The following is a 16510-nucleotide window of genomic DNA, read 5'->3' on the forward strand; positions in this document are numbered from 1 at the left end:
CAGCCTCACCCCGGTCCGGGCAGATGCGCCCGACTACATAAATCGATTCCGATGTTACCGGGCGCTCAGGCCTCAGGCAGACCACGGCGCCCGCCAGTTGCTCTCAACTGGACGGGCGCCATGGTCGTAGGCCTTACAGCTCGGTGACGGAGCCACCGGCAGCAGCGATCTTCTCCTTGGCCGACGCACTGAACGCGTGCGCGGACACCTGGAGCGCCACACCGCCGAGATCCCCGGTGCCGAGGACCTTGACCGGGTGACCCTTGCGGACCGCGCCGGACTCAACGAGCTCCAGCGGGCCGACCTGACCACCATTCGGGAACAGCTCAGCGAGTCGGTCCAGGTTGACCACCTGGAAGACCACCTTGAACTTGTTCTTGAAGCCCTTCATCTTCGGCAGGCGCATGTGGATGGGCATCTGCCCACCCTCGAACGCCGCCGAGATGTTCTTGCGGGCCTTGGAGCCCTTGGTACCGCGACCAGCGGTCTTGCCCTTGGAACCCTCACCGCGACCCACACGGGTCTTCGCGGTCTTGGAACCGGGTGCCGGGCGCAGGTGATGCACCTTGATCGTCATTACTCGACCTCCTCGACCTTCACGAGGTGGCTCACAGTGAAGATCATGCCGCGGATCTCGGGCCGGTCCTCCTTGACCACCACGTCGTTGATCCGCTTGAGACCGAGCGAACGCAGCGACTCACGCTGGTTGTGCTTGGTCCCGATACCGGACCGGAGCTGGGTGACCTTCAGGCGTGCCATCAGTGCGCCACCCCCGCACGCGACGCCAGCATGGCGGCCGGCGCGACGTCCTCCACCGGCAGACCACGACGCGCCGCGACCTGCTCGGGGGACTCAAGCCCCTTCAGGGCCGCCACCGTGGCGTGCACGATGTTGATCGGGTTCGACGAACCGAGGCTCTTGGAGAGCACGTCGTGGATCCCAGCGCACTCCAGCACGGCACGCACCGGTCCACCGGCGATGACACCCGTACCGGCCGAGGCCGGCTTGAGCAGCACCACACCAGCGGCGTCCTCACCCGTCACCGGGTGCGGGATCGACTGACCGATCCGCGGGACCTTGAAGAAGTGCTTCTTGGCCTCCTCGACGCCCTTGGCGATGGCCGCGGGCACCTCCTTGGCCTTTCCGTAGCCCACGCCGACCGTGCCGTCGCCGTCGCCCACGATCACCAGGGCGGTGAAGCTGAAGCGACGACCACCCTTCACGACCTTGGCGACGCGGTTGATCGCGACGACCCGCTCAAGGTGCGGGGTCTTCTCGACGGGCGCGTTTCCGCGGCCGCCCTCACGGCGGTTGTCGCGGCGACCACCCTCGTTGCCACCGGACCCGCCGCCACGGCGCTGTTGACCTGGCATCAGCAGCCTTCCTTCTCTCTCGTGACGGGGTTGTTAGAACTCGAGCCCGGCTTCGCGGGCGGCGTCGGCAAGCGCGGCGACTCGCCCCGCGTACCGGTTGCCGCCGCGGTCGAAGACGACCTTGGAGACGCCGGCGGCCTTGGCCCGCTCGGCGAGCAGCGCGCCCACCTTGCCAGCCAGGGCGCTCTTGTCGCCCTCCGCACCGCGCAGCGAGGCGTCCAGGGTCGACGCCGACGCCAGGGTGTGACCCTTGGTGTCGTCGACGATCTGGGCGACCATGTGCCGCAGCGAGCGGGTGACGACCAGGCGCGGACGCTCGGCCGTACCGCTGACGTTCTTGCGGACGCGGAAGTGTCGACGCGCACGCCCAACGGCGCGCTTGGCGGCGACACCGCGGCGGCGCTTGAGCAGCGTGGCGCTCACTTCTTACCTGCCTTTCCAGCCTTGCGGCGGATGACCTCGCCCTGGTACTTGACGCCCTTGCCCTTGTAGGGCTCCGGCGGGCGGATCTTCCGGATGTTGGCGGCGACCTCACCGACCTGCTGCTTGTCGATGCCAGCCACGTGGAACAGGGTCGGCCGCTCCACCGTGAAGGTGATGCCCGCCGGGGCGGGGACGACCACCGGGTGCGAGAACCCGAGCGCGAACTCGAGGTCCGAACCCTTGGCGGTGACCCGGTAACCGGTGCCGGCGATCTCCAGGCTCTTGCGGTAGCCCTCGGTGACCCCGACGATCATGTTGGCAACCAGCGTACGGCTCAGGCCGTGGAGTTCCTTGGCCTTGCGCTCGTCGTTCGGCCGGTTGACGCTCAGCTGCCCATCCTCGGCCCGCTCGACCGTGATCGGCTCGGCGAGGGTGTGCTGGAGCTGGCCCTTGGGGCCCTTGACCTTGACGGTCTGCCCGTCGATCGTGATGTCGACGCCGGCTGGCACCGGGATCGACTTACGTCCAATTCGCGACATTTCTACCTGTCTCCCGTTACCAGACGAAGGCGAGGACTTCCCCGCCAACACTCCGCTTGCGGGCCTGCCGGTCGGTCAGCAGCCCCTGGGACGTCGAAATGATCGCCACGCCCAGCCCACCGAGCACCCGCGGGAGCCCGTCCGACTTGGCGTACACCCGGAGACCGGGCTTGGACACGCGCTTGATGCCGGCCAGGCTCCGCTCGCGGCTCTGGCCGTACTTCAGCTCGACGACCAGTCGCTTGCCGACGGCGCCCTCCTCGGGCTCCTCGACCGACCAGGTGGAGATGTAACCCTCGGCCTTCAGGACCTCGGCGATGTTCGCCTTGATCTTGGAGTAGGGCATCTTCACCTGATCGTGGTACGCCTGGTTGGCGTTACGCAGACGCGTGAGCATGTCTGCGATCGGGTCGGTCATCGTCATGGATTTCGTCAGCCTTTCTCGCCGGGGTTCCCGGGGCATCAGCCCCGGGCCTACGGCGAAGAGCAATACCTAATCGGTGCAGGAGTTCCCGGCCGACGGCCGGGACGCGGTCGCCCTTACCAGGAAGCCTTGGACACGCCCGGCAGCTCACCGCGGTGAGCCATCTCCCGGATGCAGACCCGGCAGAGCCCGAACTTGCGGTAGACCGCCTTCGGACGCCCGCACCGCTGGCAGCGGGTGTACGCGCGAACCGAGAACTTCGGCTTCGCGGCCGCCTTGATGATCAGCGCCTTCTTGGCCATCTCAGTTCTCCTTGAACGGGAAGCCCAGGAGCTTGAGCAGCGCCCGGCCCTCGTCGTCGGTCGTGGCGGTCGTGACCACCGTGATGTCCATGCCCCGCTGGCGATCGATCCGGTCCTGGTCGATCTCGTGGAACACCGACTGCTCGGTCAGGCCGAACGTGTAGTTGCCGTGCCCGTCCAGCTTGCGCCCGTCCAGGCCGCGGAAGTCGCGGATACGCGGCAGCGCGATGGAGAGCAGCCGGTCCATGAACTCCCACATCCGGTCGCCGCGAAGGGTGACCTTCGCGCCGATCGGCATGCCCTCGCGGAGCTTGAACTGCGCGATGGACTTGGTCGCCCGACGCACCTGCGGCTTCTGGCCGGTGATCGTGGCGAGGTCGCGGACCGCGCCGTCGATCAGCTTGGCGTCGCGAGCAGCCTCGCCGACACCCATGTTGACGACGATCTTGACCAGCCGCGGCACCTGCATGGGGTTGCCGTAGCTGCGCTGCTCACGCAGCTGGGCCACGATCTCGTTGCGGTACCGCTCCTTGAGGCGCGGCAGGGTCTTTTCGGTAGCCGTGGTCATCACAGGTCCTTACCGGTGCTACGCGCGATGCGGACCTTCTGGCCGTTGTCGTCGATCCGGTAACCGACGCGGGTCGGCTTGCCGTCGGAGTCCAGGACCTGCACGTTCGAGACGTGGATCGGGGCCTCCTGAGTGACGATGCCGCCGGTCTTGGCGCCACGCTGGGTGGTGCTGATGCGGGTGTGCTTCTTGACCCGGTTCACGCCCTCGACAAGGACCTTGTCCTGCCGCGGGTAGGCCTGAATGACCTTGCCCTTGGCACCCTTGTCCTTGCCGGCGATGACGACGACCGTGTCGCCCTTCTTGACCTTCACGGTCACAACACCTCCGGCGCGAGGGAAATAATCTTCATGAACCGCTTGTCCCGCAGCTCCCGGCCCACCGGGCCGAAGATACGGGTTCCACGCGGGTCCCCGCCGTCCTTGATGATGACGGCGGCGTTCTCGTCGAAGCGGATGTACGAGCCGTCCGGACGACGCCTCTCCTTGGCCGTGCGAACGACGACAGCCTTGACGACGTCGCCCTTCTTCACACCGGCACCCGGGATCGCGTCCTTGACCGTGGCCACGATGACGTCGCCGATGCTCGCGTAGCGCCGACCCGAGCCACCGAGAACCCGGATGCACAGGATCTCCCGAGCACCCGTGTTGTCGGCGACGCGCAGTCGCGACTCCTGCTGAATCACGTCTATCTCCTATGTCTGCCGGTTCTCCGGCCGCCGTAGCGGCCGGAGCCTGGCGGAACCTACGCCCGACGCAACGCCGGGCGAGCTCGAGCCTTCGCTACTTGGCCTTTTCCAGGATTTCCACGATCCGCCAACGCTTGGTGGCGCTCAGCGGCCGGGTCTCCATGATGAGAACCCGGTCACCGGTGCCAGCGGCGTTCTGCTCGTCGTGCACCTTCAGCTTGGCCGTGCGGCGCATGATCTTGCCGTACAGCGCGTGCCGAACCCGGTCCTCGACCTCGACCACGACGGTCTTGTCCATCTTGTCGCTGATCACCAGGCCCTCGCGGACCTTGCGGCGCGACCGCGCGGCGGCGGTGGCGGTCTCTTCGGTCATGATGCAGTCACCTCAGTCGGCGCGGCCGAGAGCCCCAGCTCGCGCTCACGCATGATCGTGTAGATCCGGGCGATCTCCCGACGGATGACCTGCAACCGCCGGTTGTTGTCCAGCTGCCCGGTTGCGGCCTGCACGCGGAGGTTGAACAGCTCCGCCTTGGCCTCCCGCAGCTTCGTGACCAGCTCCTCTTCGGAGAGCTCACGCAGCTCGGTCGCCTTAACGCCCGCTGCCATCAGGATTCACCCACTTCGCGCGTAACAATGCGGCACTTCATCGGGAGCTTGTGGATCGCGCGACGCATGGCCTCTCGCGCGGTCTGCTCGTTGGGGAAGGACATCTCGAAGAGAACCCGCCCCGGCTTGACGTTGGCAACCCACCACTCGGGCGAACCCTTACCGGAACCCATCCGGGTCTCGGCAGGCTTCTTGGTGAGGGCCTGGTCCGGGAAGATCGTGATCCAGACCTTGCCACCACGCTTGATGTGGCGAGTCATCGCGATACGTGCCGACTCGATCTGCCGGTTCGTCACGTACGCCGGCTCGAGAGCCTGGATCCCGAACTCGCCGAACACCACCCGGTTACCACCCTTGGACGCGCCACTGCGGTCCGGGTGGTGCGGCTTGCGGAAGCCCTTCGGGGGCTTGCGCGGCATCAGCATCTGTCAGCCCTCCTGCTGCGTTTCTGCCGGAGCAGCAGTGGCGGCGACAGCTGCGCTGTCCACCGGCTCGCCGCTCGGCGTCTCGGCCTGCTGCGCGATGGTGGTCGCAGCAGCCCGACCGGCCTCGGTGCCACCAGCCGTGGTGCCGGACGAACCCGACCGGCCACGGCGCGGACGCTCGGGACGGTCGCCGCGCTCACCACGACGCGGGCGGGACGGACCGGCCTCGGCCGGAGCTTCCCGGCCCGGGACGGCGTCGCCCTTGTAGATCCAGACCTTCACACCGATCCGACCGAACGTGGTACGGGCCTCGAAGAAGCCGTACTCGATGTTGGCCCGCAGCGTGTGCAGCGGAACCCGGCCCTCACGGTAGAACTCGGTCCGGCTCATCTCGGCGCCGCCGAGGCGACCCGAGACCTGAACCCGGATGCCCTTGCAGACCGGGTTCTTCATCGCCGACTGCATGGCCTTGCGCATCGCCCGACGGAAGCTGACCCGGCTGGACAGCTGCTCGGCCACGCCCTGCGCGACCAGCTGAGCGTCCGACTCGGGGTTCTTCACCTCGATGATGTTCAGCTGAACCTGCTTGCCGGTGAGCTTCTCAAGCTCGCCGCGGATCCGGTCGGCCTCCGCACCCTTACGGCCGATGACGATGCCCGGCCGGGCGGTGTGGATGTCGACCCGGACCCGGTCGCGGGTGCGCTCGATGTCGACCTTGGAAATCCCGGCACGCTCGAGGCCCTTGGACATCATGCGGCGGATCTTGACATCCTCGCCGATGTAGTCCTTGTAGAGCTTGTCCGCGAACCAGCGGGACTTCCAGTCGGTCGAGATGCCGAGCCGGAACCCAGTGGGGTGAACCTTCTGACCCATTACTCGGCGTCCTCCGTCTTGCTCTGCGCTTCGGCCGGTGCGGCCTCCGTGGCCGGGGCGGCCTTCTTCGCCGCGGCCTTCCTCGGCGCTGCCGGCGCGACCGCTTCGACCGCCACAGTGATGTGGCAGGTGCGCTTGCGGATTCGGTACGCCCGACCCTGCGCCCGCGGCTGGAACCGCTTCATCGTCGGGCCCTCGTCCACGAAGGCCTCGCTGACGAGCAGCGCGTCGGGGTCCAGCCGCTCGTTGTTCTCCGCGTTGGCGATCGCGCTAGCGAGCACCTTGTACACCTGCTCGCTCGCAGCCTGTGGCGCGAACTGCAGCACCGTGAGCGCCTCCTTCGCGGGCAGGCCGCGGACGAGGTTGACCACCCGGCGCGCCTTCATCGGCGAGATGCGCACGTGCCGCGCAACCGCCCGCGCGCCCGGAAGCACCGGAGCGTCGCCCTTTCCTGGCATCGCTGTAACCCCTTGTTCCCTCTATCCGTATGCCCGCGGCGTCAGCGCCGACGGCTCTTCCGGTCGTCCTTCTCGTGACCCTTGAACGTGCGGGTCAGCGCGAACTCGCCGAGCTTGTGCCCGACCATCGCCTCGGTCACGAACACCGGGACGTGCTTGCGTCCGTCATGCACGGCGATCGTGTGCCCCAGCATCTCGGGGATGATCGTCGAGCGCCGCGACCAGGTCTTGATCACGTTCTTGGAGCCCTTGTCGTTCTGAACTTCCACCTTCTTGAGCAGGTGGTCGTCTACGAACGGGCCCTTCTTCAGGCTGCGAGGCATGTCTTATCTCCCTCAGCCGCGCTTACGCGTGGCGTAGCGGCGGCGGACGATCAGCCGGTCACTCGGCTGGCCCTTACGGCGGGTGCGGCCCTCGGGCTTACCCTGCGGGTTGACCGGGTGGCGACCACCGGAGGTCTTACCCTCACCACCACCGTGCGGGTGGTCGACCGGGTTCATGGCGACACCACGGACGGTCGGGCGCTTGCCCTTCCACCGCATCCGGCCGGCCTTACCCCAGTTGATGTTCGACTGGTCGGCGTTGCCGATCTCGCCAACGCTGGCGCGGCAGCGCACGTCCACCCGCCGGATCTCGCCGGACGGCATACGCAGGGTCGCGTACGCGCCCTCGCGGCCGAGCAGCTGGATGCCGACGCCGGCGGAACGGGCCAGCTTGGCCCCGCCACCCGGACGCAGCTCCACGTTGTGGATCGTGGTACCGACCGGGATGTTGCGCAGCGGCAGGTTGTTACCCGGCTTGATGTCGGCGCCCGGGCCGGACTCGACGCGGTCGCCCTGCTTCATGTCCTTCGGCGCGAGGATGTACCGCTTCTCGCCGTCGGCGTAGTGCAGCAGCGCGATGCGCGCCGTGCGGTTCGGGTCGTACTCGATGTGAGCGACCTTCGCCGGCACGCCGTCCTTGTCGACCCGCTTGAAGTCGATCAGACGGTACTGACGCTTGTGACCGCCACCGTGGTGCCGCGTGGTGATCCGGCCGTGGGCGTTACGCCCGCCCTTCTTCGGCAACGGAGCCAGCAGCGACTTTTCCGGCGTGGACCGGGTGATCTCGGCGAAGTCAGCGACACTGGAGCCACGTCGGCCCGGCGTCGTCGGCTTGTACTTACGGATAGCCATTGTCTACACCCCTCAGCTGACCGGGCCGCCGAAGGCCTCGATGCGGTCACCGTCAGCCAGCTTCACGATCGCCCGCTTGGTCGCCTTGCGCTGACCGAAACCGGTCTTGGTGCGCTTGCGCTTACCCTGGCGGTTGAGCGTGTTGACCGTCAGGACGCGGACGTTGAAGATCTGCTGGATAGCGATCTTGATCTCGGTCTTGTTCGCGTCCGGGTGCACCAGGAAGGTGTACCAGTTCCGGTTCAGCTCGCTGTAGCTCTTCTCCGAGACGACCGGCGCCACGATGATGTCGCGCGGGTCGGCGATCGTGCTCACTTGCCACCCTCCTCGGTGGTCTCGGCGGGCACGCCCAGGAACTCGTCCAGGGCGTCCTTGGTGAAGACCACGTCGTCGGCCACGAGCACGTCGTACGTGTTCAGCTGGCCGGACTCGATCAGGTGCACCCGCGGCTCATTGCGCAGCGACACCCAGTTCAGTTCGTCGGTGCTGCTCAGCACGACCAGGACCCGACGGGCCTCGGTGAGCTTGGTCAGCGTGGCCAGGGCCGCCTTGGTCGACGGCTTCTCGCCCGAGACGAACGCCTCGACGACGTGCACCTGCCCGGCGCGGGCCCGGTCGGAGAGGGCACCCCGCAGAGCGGCGGCCTTCATCTTCTTCGGGGTCCGCTGGCTGTAGTCGCGCGGCACGGGACCGTGCACGACGCCACCGCCGGCGAACTGCGGCGCGCGGATCGAGCCCTGCCGGGCGCGACCGGTGCCCTTCTGCTTGTACGGCTTCTTGCCGCCACCGGCGACCTCGCCGCGGGTCTTGGCCTTGTGCGTGCCCTGTCGGGCCGCCGCGAGCTGGGCCACCACGACCTGGTGCATCAGCGCGACGTTGGCCTGCACGTCGAAGATGTCCTCCGGCAGCTCCACGGAGCCGCTGGTGGTGCCTTCGACGGTGCGCACGTCAACGGTGGTCACTTGGCCGCACCGCCCTTCTTCACCTTGCTCTTGGCCGCGGTACGGACCAGAACGAGCGCGCCCTTGGGACCAGGAATGGCACCCCGGACGAGCAGCAGGTTGTTCTCGGTGTCGACCGCCTGGACGGTGAGGTTCTGCACGGTGTACCGCACGCCACCCATACGACCGGCCATCCGGGTGCCCTTGAAGACACGACCCGGAGTGGCGCAGGCGCCGATGGAGCCGGGCGAGCGGTGCTTGCGCTCGACGCCGTGCCCGGCGCCCAGACCGTGGAAGCCGTGCCGCTTCATCGGGCCGGCGTAGCCCTTGCCCTTGGTCTTGCCGGTGACGTCGATGGTGACGCCGGCCGGGAACTCCTCGACAGTGACTTCCTGGCCGAGCGAGTATTCCCCAGCGTCAGTGGTGCGCAGCTCGACGATGTGCCGGCGCGGCGCCACGTCCGCCTTGGCGTAGTGCCCGCTGATCGGCTTCTTGACCTTGCGCGGGTCGATGGTGCCGTACGCGAGCTGGACCGCGGAGTAACCGTCCTTCTCGGCGCTACGAACCTGGCTGATGACGCACGGGCCGGCCTCGACCACGGTCACGGGAACAACACGGTTGTTCTCCCAGACCTGGGTCATGCCGAGCTTGGCGCCCAGGATCCCCTTGACTTGCCTGTCCATTTGTCCGGTCCCTACAGCTTGATCTCGATGTCGACGCCAGCCGGCAGGTCGAGGCGCATGAGCGAGTCGACCGTCTTCGGGGTCGGGTCGATGATGTCGATCAGCCGCTTGTGCGTGCGCATCTCGAAGTGCTCGCGCGAGTCCTTGTACTTGTGCGGCGAGCGGATAACGCAGAAACGGTTGATCTCCGTGGGCAGCGGCACCGGGCCCGCGACCTGCGCCCCGGTGCGCGTCACCGTCTCGACGATCTTCCGAGCCGAGGAGTCGACGACCTCGTGGTCATAGGCCTTGAGCCGGATGCGGATCTTCTGTCCCGCCATGGTGGCTTCTGTTCCTTCTCTCGATGCCGCTGTGTTGCGGGCGCCTGTACCGGCTGGCACAGGCCCACTTCGCCGACCCCCGCGGTCGGGCGTGTCGCGCCCTCGGGCCGAGCTCCGCCCCTAGGTACCGGAGTGGTGCTGACCGCACGGGGGGTCAAGGCGCCGATCGCATTACCGCGACCTGAACGCCGTACGAGGGTGGTTGGCGACTGGGCCGCCAACCACCCTACGCTCGACTGCCTCGCCACCCGGAGGTTCAGCGAAAGCCGAACACAGGCGACGAACTGTCGTTACGCAACCTGACTAGTATGCCGCACGACCGGCGGCGGGTCTAATCGGGGTTACCTAGTTCACTTGTTAATCTTGGTGACGAACCCGGCGCCGACGGTGCGGCCACCCTCGCGGATCGCGAACTTGAGGTTCTCCTCCATGGCGATGGGCTGGATCAGCTTCACCGACATGGACGTGTTGTCACCCGGCATGACCATCTCGGTGCCCTCGGGGAGGGTGACGACACCGGTGACGTCAGTGGTCCGGAAGTAGAACTGCGGACGGTAGTTCTGGAAGAACGGGGTGTGACGGCCACCCTCCTCCTTGGAGAGGATGTAGACCGTCGCCTCGAACTCCGTGTGCGGGGTGTTCGAGCCCGGCTTCACGACGACCATGCCGCGCTCGACCTCGTCGCGCTTGGTACCACGCAGCAGCAGGCCGACGTTCTCGCCTGCGCGGGCGTCGTCCAGGGTCTTCCGGAACATCTCGATCGCGGTGACCTTGGTCTTGAAGCTCTTCTCCTTGATACCGACGAGCTCAACATCCTCGTTCGGCAGGAGAACGCCGCGCTCCACGCGACCGGTGACGACGGTGCCACGACCAGTGATCGTGAAGACGTCCTCAACCGGCATCAGGAACGGCTTGTCAACCTCGCGCTCCGGCTGCGGGATCGAGGTGTCGACAGCGGTCATCAGGTCCAGCAGCTTGCCGGTCCACTCGGGGTCACCCTCGAGGGCCTTCAGCGCCGAAACCCGAACGACCGGCAGGTCGTCACCCGGGTACTCCTGCGAGGAGAGCAGCTCACGGACCTCGAGCTCGACGAGCTCCAGGAGCTCCTCGTCATCGACCATGTCGCTCTTGTTGAGCGCCACGACGATGTACGGCACACCGACCTGACGGGCCAGCAGCACGTGCTCGCGGGTCTGCGGCATCGGGCCGTCGGTCGCCGCGACCACCAGGATCGCGCCGTCCATCTGCGCGGCACCGGTGATCATGTTCTTGATGTAGTCGGCGTGCCCAGGGCAGTCGACGTGCGCGTAGTGCCGCGACTCGGTCTGGTACTCGACGTGCGCGATCGAGATCGTGATGCCGCGGGCCTTCTCCTCCGGCGCCTTGTCGATCTCGTCGAACGGCGTGTAGGGGTTCAGGTCCGGGTACTGGTCGTGCAGGACCTTGGTGATGGCCGCCGTCAGCGTCGTCTTACCGTGGTCGATGTGACCAATGGTGCCGATGTTGACGTGCGGCTTAGTCCGCTCGAACTTAGCCTTCGCCACTGGTGTCCTCCTGTGGACTTCTTGGTTCGTACGCCCGGCGCGCCGGTCGGCGCTTAGGACTCTGTCGACAGCCTTTCCGGCCTGACGGCCGGAGAGCCTTTGTGGGTTCTGCGGCGATGAAGCCTACAGGCCCGGTCTCACGCGATCCGATCGTGGTGGCCGCGGGCGGGTGAACCCTCCCGCGACCAACCACGAATCACCTGCTCAGAGCGTTACTCGCCCGTTGCCTTGGCGATGATCTCCTTCGCGACGCTCTGCGGAACCTCGGCGTAGGAGTCGAACTGCATGCTGTAGCTAGCCCGGCCCTGGGTCTTCGACCGCAGGTCGCCGACGTAGCCGAACATCTCCGACAACGGCACCAGGGCCCGGACGATGCGGGCGCCGCTGCGCTCCTCCATCGCCTGGATGATGCCGCGGCGGGAGTTGAGGTCACCGATGACGTCACCCATGTTCTCCTCAGGAGTGGTGACTTCAACGGCCATCATCGGCTCGAGCAGTGCCGGATCGGCCTTGCGGGCCGCGTCCTTCATCACCATCGAGCCGGCGATCTTGAATGCCATTTCCGACGAGTCGACCTCGTGGTACTGGCCGTCCAGCAGGGTCAGCTTCACGCCGACCAGCGGGAAGCCCGCCAGGATGCCGTACTGCAGCGCGTCCTGCGCACCGGCGTCCACCGAGGGGATGAACTCCCGGGGGATGCGGCCGCCGCTGACGGCGTTGGCGAACTCGTAGGTCGGCGAGTCGTTGTCCAGCGGAAGCGGCTCGACGCTCACGATCACGCGGGCGTACTGGCCGGAACCACCGGTCTGCTTCTTGTGGGTGTACTCGACCTTGTCCACCTTGCGGCGGATGGTCTCGCGGTACGCCACCTGCGGCTTGCCGACGTTCGCCTCGACGTTGAACTCGCGGCGCATACGGTCGACCAGGATGTCCAGGTGCAGCTCACCCATGCCGGAGATGACCGTCTGACCGGTCTCCTCGTCCAACTGGACGCGGAAGGTCGGGTCCTCCTCGGCCAGGCGCTGGATGGCAGTGCCCAGCTTCTCCTGGTCGGACTTGGTCTTCGGCTCGATCGCCACCGAGATGACCGGCTCCGGGAAGGTCATCGACTCCAGGATCACCGGGTTCGCCGGGTCGGAGAGAGTGTCGCCGGTCGTGGTCTGCTTGAGACCCTGCACGGCGATGATGTCGCCGGCCTGCGCCGACGGACGCTCTTCCCGCTTGTTGGCGTGCATCTGGTAGATCTTGCCGATCCGCTCCTTGCGGTCCTTGGTGGAGTTGACCACCTGGGAACCGGAATCGAGCGTGCCGGAGTAGACCCGCACGTAGGTGAGCTTGCCCAGGTGCTTGTCCGTCTGGATCTTGAAGGCCAGGCCGGAGAAGGGCTCCGAGTTGGACGGCTTACGCAGCAGCGGGGTCTCGCCGTCGGTGGCCGTACCCTCGATCGCCGGAACGTCCAGCGGCGACGGCAGGAAGTCGACAACGGCGTCGAGCATGGGCTGAACGCCCTTGTTCTTGAACGCCGAGCCGCAGAGCACCGGGTTGGCCTTACCGGCGATGGTGGCACGCCGGATGGCGGCCTTGACCTCCTCGACGGAGATCTCGTCGCCCTCCAGGTACTTCTCCATCACCGCGTCGTCGACGTCGGCGAGGGTCTCCATCAGCTTCTCGCGCCACTCGGCCGCGGAGTCGGCCAGCTCGGCCGGGATCTCCTCAACCGCGTAGTCCTCACCCTTCTGGGTCTCCCCACGCCAGGTGAGCGCGCGCATGCCGATCAGGTCGACGACACCGATGTGGTCACCCTCGAGCCCGATCGGGATCTGGAGCACCAGCGGGGTGGCGTTCAACCGGTCGATCATCATCTGCACGCAGCGGAAGAAGTCGGCGCCGGTCCGGTCGAGCTTGTTGACGAAGCACATACGCGGGACGTTGTACTTGTCGGCCTGCCGCCAGACGTTCTCCGTCTGCGGTTCCACGCCGGCGACACCGTCGTAGACCGCTACCGCACCATCCAGGACCCGCAACGACCGCTCGACCTCGACCGTGAAGTCGACGTGGCCAGGCGTGTCGATGATCTGGATCGTGTGGTCTTTCCACTCACACTTGGTAGCAGCGGAGGTGATGGTGATACCACGCTCCTGCTCCTGCTCCATCCAGTCCATGACGGCAGCGCCCTCGTGGACCTCACCGATCTTGTACGTGATGCCGGTGTAGAACAGGATTCGCTCGGTGGTCGTGGTCTTACCGGCATCGATGTGCGCCATGATGCCGATGTTGCGTACCTTGGCGAGCGCGTCTGCGGCGGCCACTTCAATCCCTACTTATCGTCGTCTCGACTCAACTGGTGGCGGTTCCGGCGCCCGGAGGCGCCGGAACCAGGGTGTTACCAGCGGTAGTGCGCGAAGGCCTTGTTCGACTCGGCCATCTTGTGCGTGTCCTCGCGCCGCTTGACGGCGGCACCGAGGCCGTTGCTCGCGTCCAGCAGCTCGTTCATCAGCCGCTCGACCATGGTCTTCTCGCGCCGGGCGCGGGAGTACGTGACCAGCCAGCGCAGGCCCAGGGTGGTCGCCCGGGTCGGGCGGACCTCGACCGGAACCTGGTAGGTGGCGCCACCGACACGACGGCTGCGCACCTCGAGGGTCGGCTTGACGTTGTCCATCGCCCGCTTGAGGGTGACGACCGGGTCGGTGCCGGACTTCTCGCGGCAGCCCTCGAGGGCCGCGTACACGATGGACTCGGCGAGCTGACGCTTGCCGCGGAGCAGGATCTTGTTCACCAGCTGGGTGACCAGCGGCGAGTTGTACACCGGGTCAGCGACCAGTGGCCGCCGCGGAGCGGGTCCCTTACGCGGCATGTCAGCTCTTCTCCTTCTTCGCGCCGTACCGGCTGCGCGCCTGCTTGCGGTTGCGGACACCCTGGGTGTCCAGCGAGCCGCGAACGATCTTGTAACGCACGCCGGGGAGGTCCTTCACCCGACCGCCGCGAACGAGCACGATCGAGTGCTCCTGCAGGTTGTGACCGACGCCGGGGATGTAGGCGGTCACCTCGATCTGGCTGCTGAGCTTCACGCGAGCGACCTTGCGCAGCGCCGAGTTCGGCTTCTTCGGGGTGGTGGTGTACACGCGGGTGCACACGCCGCGCCGCTGAGGGGAACCCTTCAGCGCCGGGGTCTTGGTCTTGGTCGTCTTCGCCTGGCGGCCCTTTCGGACCAGCTGCTGGATCGTGGGCACCGGGTTTCTCCGCTCCCTTCGGCCGCATCCGCGGCCGCGCCGTCTGCTCGTTAGCCGGCCTGATGACCGGCTCTCCTACATTCCGACCAGGGTCGCCTTGCGGAGACCCCGGCACCCGCGGTCGGGCGTGTCGCCCTCGTCACGGCCCCGTTGCGACGCTCTCGCGCTCGTACCGGGTTTTGTCACCGGCACGCGGGTCGCCCCGCCCCGGATCTTTGGCTTGTCGTGCCGCCGCCCGTAAGCCGGAAACAGCGCACGCACGAGTTGCCCGGGCATGCCCGGGCACAAGGGGAAAGAGTACCTACCACAACCGCCCAGGTCAAAACGGAATGGCCCGGCGACTGTCTCACACCCGCCGGCCGGATCTCGTCCTGCCCCGTCGCCCGCGATGGGCACCTACGAATGCAAGTGTACCGGCTTCCCCGCAGAAGCACCCATCGCCCCCGGGGTGACCGGAAGCCTTCCGCGGAAAACCCCCGTCAGGTGCCGGATCTCTCGGTGACGACCCTCACGTCAGTGTGAGAAGCAGGGCAAGACCCAGGCCCAGCAGGCTGAGCAGTGCCCCCGCCGCGCCGCAGCTGATCCCGGCCATCGCCAACCCGCGGCCGGTGAACTGGACCGCGGAGGGCGCTGTGGGCCGCCCGATCTGCCGCCGGCCGAGCAGCCCGATGACGACCGCCGCCCCGCCGGCCAGCACACCCAGCGCGGCGAACGCCCCGGAGGCCCAGGCCCCGCCGTCGTTCTTGAAGGCCACTCCGAAGCAGATCACCAGCAGTGAGACCAGAAGTGAGGCGATCCCCGCCACCAGCGCCCCGATGGCCAGCCCGGAGGTGACCGGTGCCACGTCCAGGTGCACGACGCCGAACGGCGTACCCGAAACCGCCTCCACCCGCTTCGGAGGCCGACGCTGGTCGTCGGTGGGCGGCGGTACCGAACGCCCCGGTGGGCCACCCCACCCCGGGCCGTGCCCCGGCGGCGGTGGACCCCAGCCGGGCGGCACCCCGGGCCCAGACGACGGCGGACCCCAGCCGGGCGGCGTCCCAGGCCCAGACGACGGCGGACCCCAGCCGGGCGGCACCCCGGGCCCAGACGACGGCGGACCCCAGCCGGGCGGCGCCCCAGGCCCAGACGACGGCGGACCCCAGCCGTACGGCGCAGCCGGCGCAGAAGACGACGGACCCCAGCCCTGCGGCGTCGAGGTCGGTGCACTGGAGACCGGGTACGGCTGGTCGGAGCCGGGCGTCGCGGTGGTGCCCCAGCCGTTCGGACCCCAACCGGGGTGCGGCGCCGCAGGGGGCGGCGGGCCCGGGTTGGAGACCGGTTGGTGCGTCTCGCCGCTCGGGCCGGGTCGCGCCCAGTCGCTCGGCTCGGATGGCGGAGCCGGGGGGTCCGGCGGGCCGGCCGGTTCGTCCGCAGGGGGCCGCGCCGGTTCCGTCACGAGGTCCTCCTGTCGAAAGGCCGCCACCGCCACTCGGCGGACACCGGCCAGGCTACCGCCGCGAGCACCGCCGCCCGCGCCGGGCGCGGCCACCGGTGGCTCAGTCCATGTTCGCCGGGTAGTCGTGGCCGAACGGGGCGCCGGCCAACCGGACCACCCCGATGACCACCGCGGCCACCACGCTGACCGCCACCAGCACCAGGCCGGTCCAGGCCATCCACTCCCCCCGTCGCAGCCAGACGCCGCCGGTCAGGAAACCCCCGGAGGCGTACGCCTCCCGGCGCGCCTGCCGGGCCAGTTGCAGGGCCACCGTGGCCGGCACCACGCCACCGATGAACAGCCCGGTCAACATGCCGAGCAGGCCCAGCGCGAAGACCGCCCGTGCCTTCGTGGCGCGGGCCGGGTCCGGGTCCAGCGGGTGGCGCATGCCCTGCTGGGCGACGGACACCTGCCCGGGTGCTGTCGTCATCTCCCCATCATGCCGAACCCGGCGCAGGGGT

The 16510-nt window shown here is 67.9% G+C and carries 27 protein-coding genes; all 27 read right to left on the reverse strand.

The features are described from left to right. Positions 1-133: 133 nt before the first annotated feature. Positions 134-577 (reverse strand): 50S ribosomal protein L15, encoded by a 444-nt coding sequence (rplO, locus tag AB0K35_RS06270; RefSeq protein ID WP_030329906.1) that lies wholly within the window; start codon positions 575-577, stop codon positions 134-136. Beyond that, a complete protein-coding gene (gene rpmD / locus AB0K35_RS06275) occupies positions 577-759 on the reverse strand; it encodes a 50S ribosomal protein L30 (protein WP_007465262.1) in 183 nt (60 codons plus the stop codon). The genes rplO and rpmD overlap by 1 nt, the downstream gene beginning before the upstream one ends. Then, the gene (rpsE, locus tag AB0K35_RS06280) at positions 759-1373 is read right to left on the reverse strand and encodes a 30S ribosomal protein S5 (protein ID WP_074314587.1); all 615 of its coding nucleotides are present in this window, start codon (positions 1371-1373) and stop codon (positions 759-761) included. Before rpsE ends, rpmD begins: the two co-directional genes overlap by 1 nt. A gap of 33 nt (positions 1374-1406) precedes the next feature. Then, positions 1407-1796: a 50S ribosomal protein L18 gene (gene rplR, locus AB0K35_RS06285; RefSeq protein ID WP_030329901.1), complete on the reverse strand. Its 390-nt coding sequence runs from the start codon at positions 1794-1796 to the stop codon at positions 1407-1409. Beyond that, on the reverse strand, positions 1793-2335 hold the full coding sequence (gene rplF, locus AB0K35_RS06290; protein ID WP_091402383.1) for a 50S ribosomal protein L6: 543 nt from the start codon (positions 2333-2335) through the stop codon (positions 1793-1795). The genes rplR and rplF overlap by 4 nt, the downstream gene beginning before the upstream one ends. A 16-nt stretch (positions 2336-2351) precedes the next feature. Beyond that, a complete protein-coding gene (gene rpsH / locus AB0K35_RS06295; protein ID WP_124816396.1) occupies positions 2352-2759 on the reverse strand; it encodes a 30S ribosomal protein S8 in 408 nt (135 codons plus the stop codon). 116 nt (positions 2760-2875) lie between these two features. Then, entirely contained in the window at positions 2876-3061 is a 186-nt protein-coding gene (locus tag AB0K35_RS06300) for a type Z 30S ribosomal protein S14 (protein WP_007465272.1), read from the reverse strand. Between the two features lies 1 nt (position 3062). After that, positions 3063-3629 (reverse strand): 50S ribosomal protein L5, encoded by a 567-nt coding sequence (gene rplE / locus AB0K35_RS06305; protein ID WP_091402385.1) that lies wholly within the window; start codon positions 3627-3629, stop codon positions 3063-3065. After that, positions 3629-3949, reverse strand: coding sequence for a 50S ribosomal protein L24 (gene rplX / locus AB0K35_RS06310; RefSeq protein ID WP_172899047.1), 321 nt, complete (start codon positions 3947-3949; stop codon positions 3629-3631). The genes rplE and rplX overlap by 1 nt, the downstream gene beginning before the upstream one ends. Then, on the reverse strand, positions 3946-4314 hold the full coding sequence (gene rplN, locus AB0K35_RS06315; protein WP_007465279.1) for a 50S ribosomal protein L14: 369 nt from the start codon (positions 4312-4314) through the stop codon (positions 3946-3948). The genes rplX and rplN overlap by 4 nt, the downstream gene beginning before the upstream one ends. Positions 4315-4411: 97 nt before the next feature. Beyond that, positions 4412-4690, reverse strand: coding sequence for a 30S ribosomal protein S17 (rpsQ, locus tag AB0K35_RS06320; protein WP_030489590.1), 279 nt, complete (start codon positions 4688-4690; stop codon positions 4412-4414). Further along, positions 4687-4923, reverse strand: coding sequence for a 50S ribosomal protein L29 (rpmC, locus tag AB0K35_RS06325; RefSeq protein ID WP_007465283.1), 237 nt, complete (start codon positions 4921-4923; stop codon positions 4687-4689). The genes rpsQ and rpmC overlap by 4 nt, the downstream gene beginning before the upstream one ends. Beyond that, on the reverse strand, positions 4923-5348 hold the full coding sequence (rplP, locus tag AB0K35_RS06330; RefSeq protein ID WP_053653940.1) for a 50S ribosomal protein L16: 426 nt from the start codon (positions 5346-5348) through the stop codon (positions 4923-4925). The genes rpmC and rplP overlap by 1 nt, the downstream gene beginning before the upstream one ends. A gap of 3 nt (positions 5349-5351) precedes the next feature. Continuing rightward, a complete protein-coding gene (gene rpsC, locus AB0K35_RS06335) occupies positions 5352-6221 on the reverse strand; it encodes a 30S ribosomal protein S3 (RefSeq protein ID WP_091402401.1) in 870 nt (289 codons plus the stop codon). After that, complete coding sequence (gene rplV, locus AB0K35_RS06340) at positions 6221-6679, reverse strand: 50S ribosomal protein L22 (RefSeq protein WP_007465297.1); 459 nt, start codon at positions 6677-6679, stop codon at positions 6221-6223. Before rplV ends, rpsC begins: the two co-directional genes overlap by 1 nt. Positions 6680-6720: 41 nt before the next feature. Continuing rightward, positions 6721-7002, reverse strand: coding sequence for a 30S ribosomal protein S19 (gene rpsS, locus AB0K35_RS06345; RefSeq protein ID WP_007465299.1), 282 nt, complete (start codon positions 7000-7002; stop codon positions 6721-6723). Between the two features lie 12 nt (positions 7003-7014). Beyond that, positions 7015-7854, reverse strand: a complete 840-nt coding sequence (gene rplB / locus AB0K35_RS06350) for a 50S ribosomal protein L2 (RefSeq protein WP_053653944.1) — start codon at positions 7852-7854, stop codon at positions 7015-7017. A 12-nt stretch (positions 7855-7866) separates the two neighbouring features. Further along, positions 7867-8169 (reverse strand): 50S ribosomal protein L23, encoded by a 303-nt coding sequence (gene rplW / locus AB0K35_RS06355; RefSeq protein WP_007465304.1) that lies wholly within the window; start codon positions 8167-8169, stop codon positions 7867-7869. Then, positions 8166-8816, reverse strand: coding sequence for a 50S ribosomal protein L4 (gene rplD / locus AB0K35_RS06360; RefSeq protein WP_030489587.1), 651 nt, complete (start codon positions 8814-8816; stop codon positions 8166-8168). The genes rplW and rplD overlap by 4 nt, the downstream gene beginning before the upstream one ends. Continuing rightward, positions 8813-9478 carry a 50S ribosomal protein L3 gene (gene rplC / locus AB0K35_RS06365; RefSeq protein ID WP_091402403.1) on the reverse strand — a complete coding sequence of 222 codons (666 nt, stop codon included), beginning with the start codon at positions 9476-9478 and terminating at the stop codon, positions 8813-8815. Before rplC ends, rplD begins: the two co-directional genes overlap by 4 nt. 11 nt (positions 9479-9489) lie before the next feature. Beyond that, on the reverse strand, positions 9490-9798 hold the full coding sequence (gene rpsJ / locus AB0K35_RS06370) for a 30S ribosomal protein S10 (protein WP_007073037.1): 309 nt from the start codon (positions 9796-9798) through the stop codon (positions 9490-9492). Between the two features lie 350 nt (positions 9799-10148). Continuing rightward, positions 10149-11342, reverse strand: a complete 1194-nt coding sequence (gene tuf / locus AB0K35_RS06375; RefSeq protein WP_030489585.1) for an elongation factor Tu — start codon at positions 11340-11342, stop codon at positions 10149-10151. A 212-nt stretch (positions 11343-11554) separates the two neighbouring features. Then, positions 11555-13651 carry an elongation factor G gene (gene fusA / locus AB0K35_RS06380; RefSeq protein WP_357366629.1) on the reverse strand — a complete coding sequence of 699 codons (2097 nt, stop codon included), beginning with the start codon at positions 13649-13651 and terminating at the stop codon, positions 11555-11557. Positions 13652-13725: 74 nt separating this feature from the next. Next, positions 13726-14196 (reverse strand): 30S ribosomal protein S7, encoded by a 471-nt coding sequence (rpsG, locus tag AB0K35_RS06385; protein WP_007465317.1) that lies wholly within the window; start codon positions 14194-14196, stop codon positions 13726-13728. 1 nt (position 14197) lies between these two features. After that, complete coding sequence (rpsL, locus tag AB0K35_RS06390; RefSeq protein ID WP_007465318.1) at positions 14198-14572, reverse strand: 30S ribosomal protein S12; 375 nt, start codon at positions 14570-14572, stop codon at positions 14198-14200. 508 nt (positions 14573-15080) lie between these two features. After that, the gene (locus AB0K35_RS06395; protein ID WP_357366631.1) at positions 15081-15461 is read right to left on the reverse strand and encodes a hypothetical protein; all 381 of its coding nucleotides are present in this window, start codon (positions 15459-15461) and stop codon (positions 15081-15083) included. A 649-nt stretch (positions 15462-16110) separates the two neighbouring features. Continuing rightward, complete coding sequence (locus AB0K35_RS06400) at positions 16111-16479, reverse strand: hypothetical protein (RefSeq protein WP_238667531.1); 369 nt, start codon at positions 16477-16479, stop codon at positions 16111-16113. Between the last annotated feature and the right edge of the window lie 31 nt (positions 16480-16510).

The sequence above is a fragment of the Micromonospora sp. NPDC053740 genome, from assembly GCF_040677775.1.
GTDB lineage: Bacteria > Actinomycetota > Actinomycetes > Mycobacteriales > Micromonosporaceae > Micromonospora > Micromonospora alfalfae.

What these genes read in the sequence shown, in the direction of transcription:
- rpmD (WP_007465262.1), bottom strand. Translation starts at nt 759, where the DNA reads ATGGCACGCCTGAAGGTCACCCAGCTCCGGTCCGGTATCGGGACCAAG.
- rpsS (WP_007465299.1), bottom strand. Translation starts at nt 7,002, where the DNA reads ATGCCTCGCAGCCTGAAGAAGGGCCCGTTCGTAGACGACCACCTGCTC.
- rplP (WP_053653940.1), bottom strand. Translation starts at nt 5,348, where the DNA reads ATGCTGATGCCGCGCAAGCCCCCGAAGGGCTTCCGCAAGCCGCACCAC.
- rpmC (WP_007465283.1), bottom strand. Translation starts at nt 4,923, where the DNA reads ATGGCAGCGGGCGTTAAGGCGACCGAGCTGCGTGAGCTCTCCGAAGAG.
- rplO (WP_030329906.1), bottom strand. Translation starts at nt 577, where the DNA reads ATGACGATCAAGGTGCATCACCTGCGCCCGGCACCCGGTTCCAAGACC.
- rplF (WP_091402383.1), bottom strand. Translation starts at nt 2,335, where the DNA reads ATGTCGCGAATTGGACGTAAGTCGATCCCGGTGCCAGCCGGCGTCGAC.
- rpsC (WP_091402401.1), bottom strand. Translation starts at nt 6,221, where the DNA reads ATGGGTCAGAAGGTTCACCCCACTGGGTTCCGGCTCGGCATCTCGACC.
- rpsG (WP_007465317.1), bottom strand. Translation starts at nt 14,196, where the DNA reads ATGCCGCGTAAGGGACCCGCTCCGCGGCGGCCACTGGTCGCTGACCCG.
- rpsH (WP_124816396.1), bottom strand. Translation starts at nt 2,759, where the DNA reads ATGACGATGACCGACCCGATCGCAGACATGCTCACGCGTCTGCGTAAC.
- AB0K35_RS06400 (WP_238667531.1), bottom strand. Translation starts at nt 16,479, where the DNA reads ATGACGACAGCACCCGGGCAGGTGTCCGTCGCCCAGCAGGGCATGCGC.
- rplB (WP_053653944.1), bottom strand. Translation starts at nt 7,854, where the DNA reads ATGGCTATCCGTAAGTACAAGCCGACGACGCCGGGCCGACGTGGCTCC.
- rpsQ (WP_030489590.1), bottom strand. Translation starts at nt 4,690, where the DNA reads ATGACCGAAGAGACCGCCACCGCCGCCGCGCGGTCGCGCCGCAAGGTC.
- rpsE (WP_074314587.1), bottom strand. Translation starts at nt 1,373, where the DNA reads ATGCCAGGTCAACAGCGCCGTGGCGGCGGGTCCGGTGGCAACGAGGGT.
- rpsJ (WP_007073037.1), bottom strand. Translation starts at nt 9,798, where the DNA reads ATGGCGGGACAGAAGATCCGCATCCGGCTCAAGGCCTATGACCACGAG.
- rplC (WP_091402403.1), bottom strand. Translation starts at nt 9,478, where the DNA reads ATGGACAGGCAAGTCAAGGGGATCCTGGGCGCCAAGCTCGGCATGACC.
- AB0K35_RS06300 (WP_007465272.1), bottom strand. Translation starts at nt 3,061, where the DNA reads ATGGCCAAGAAGGCGCTGATCATCAAGGCGGCCGCGAAGCCGAAGTTC.
- rplE (WP_091402385.1), bottom strand. Translation starts at nt 3,629, where the DNA reads ATGACCACGGCTACCGAAAAGACCCTGCCGCGCCTCAAGGAGCGGTAC.
- rplV (WP_007465297.1), bottom strand. Translation starts at nt 6,679, where the DNA reads ATGCCAGGAAAGGGCGACGCTCCGGTGCTTCCGGGCGCGCGGGCGGTT.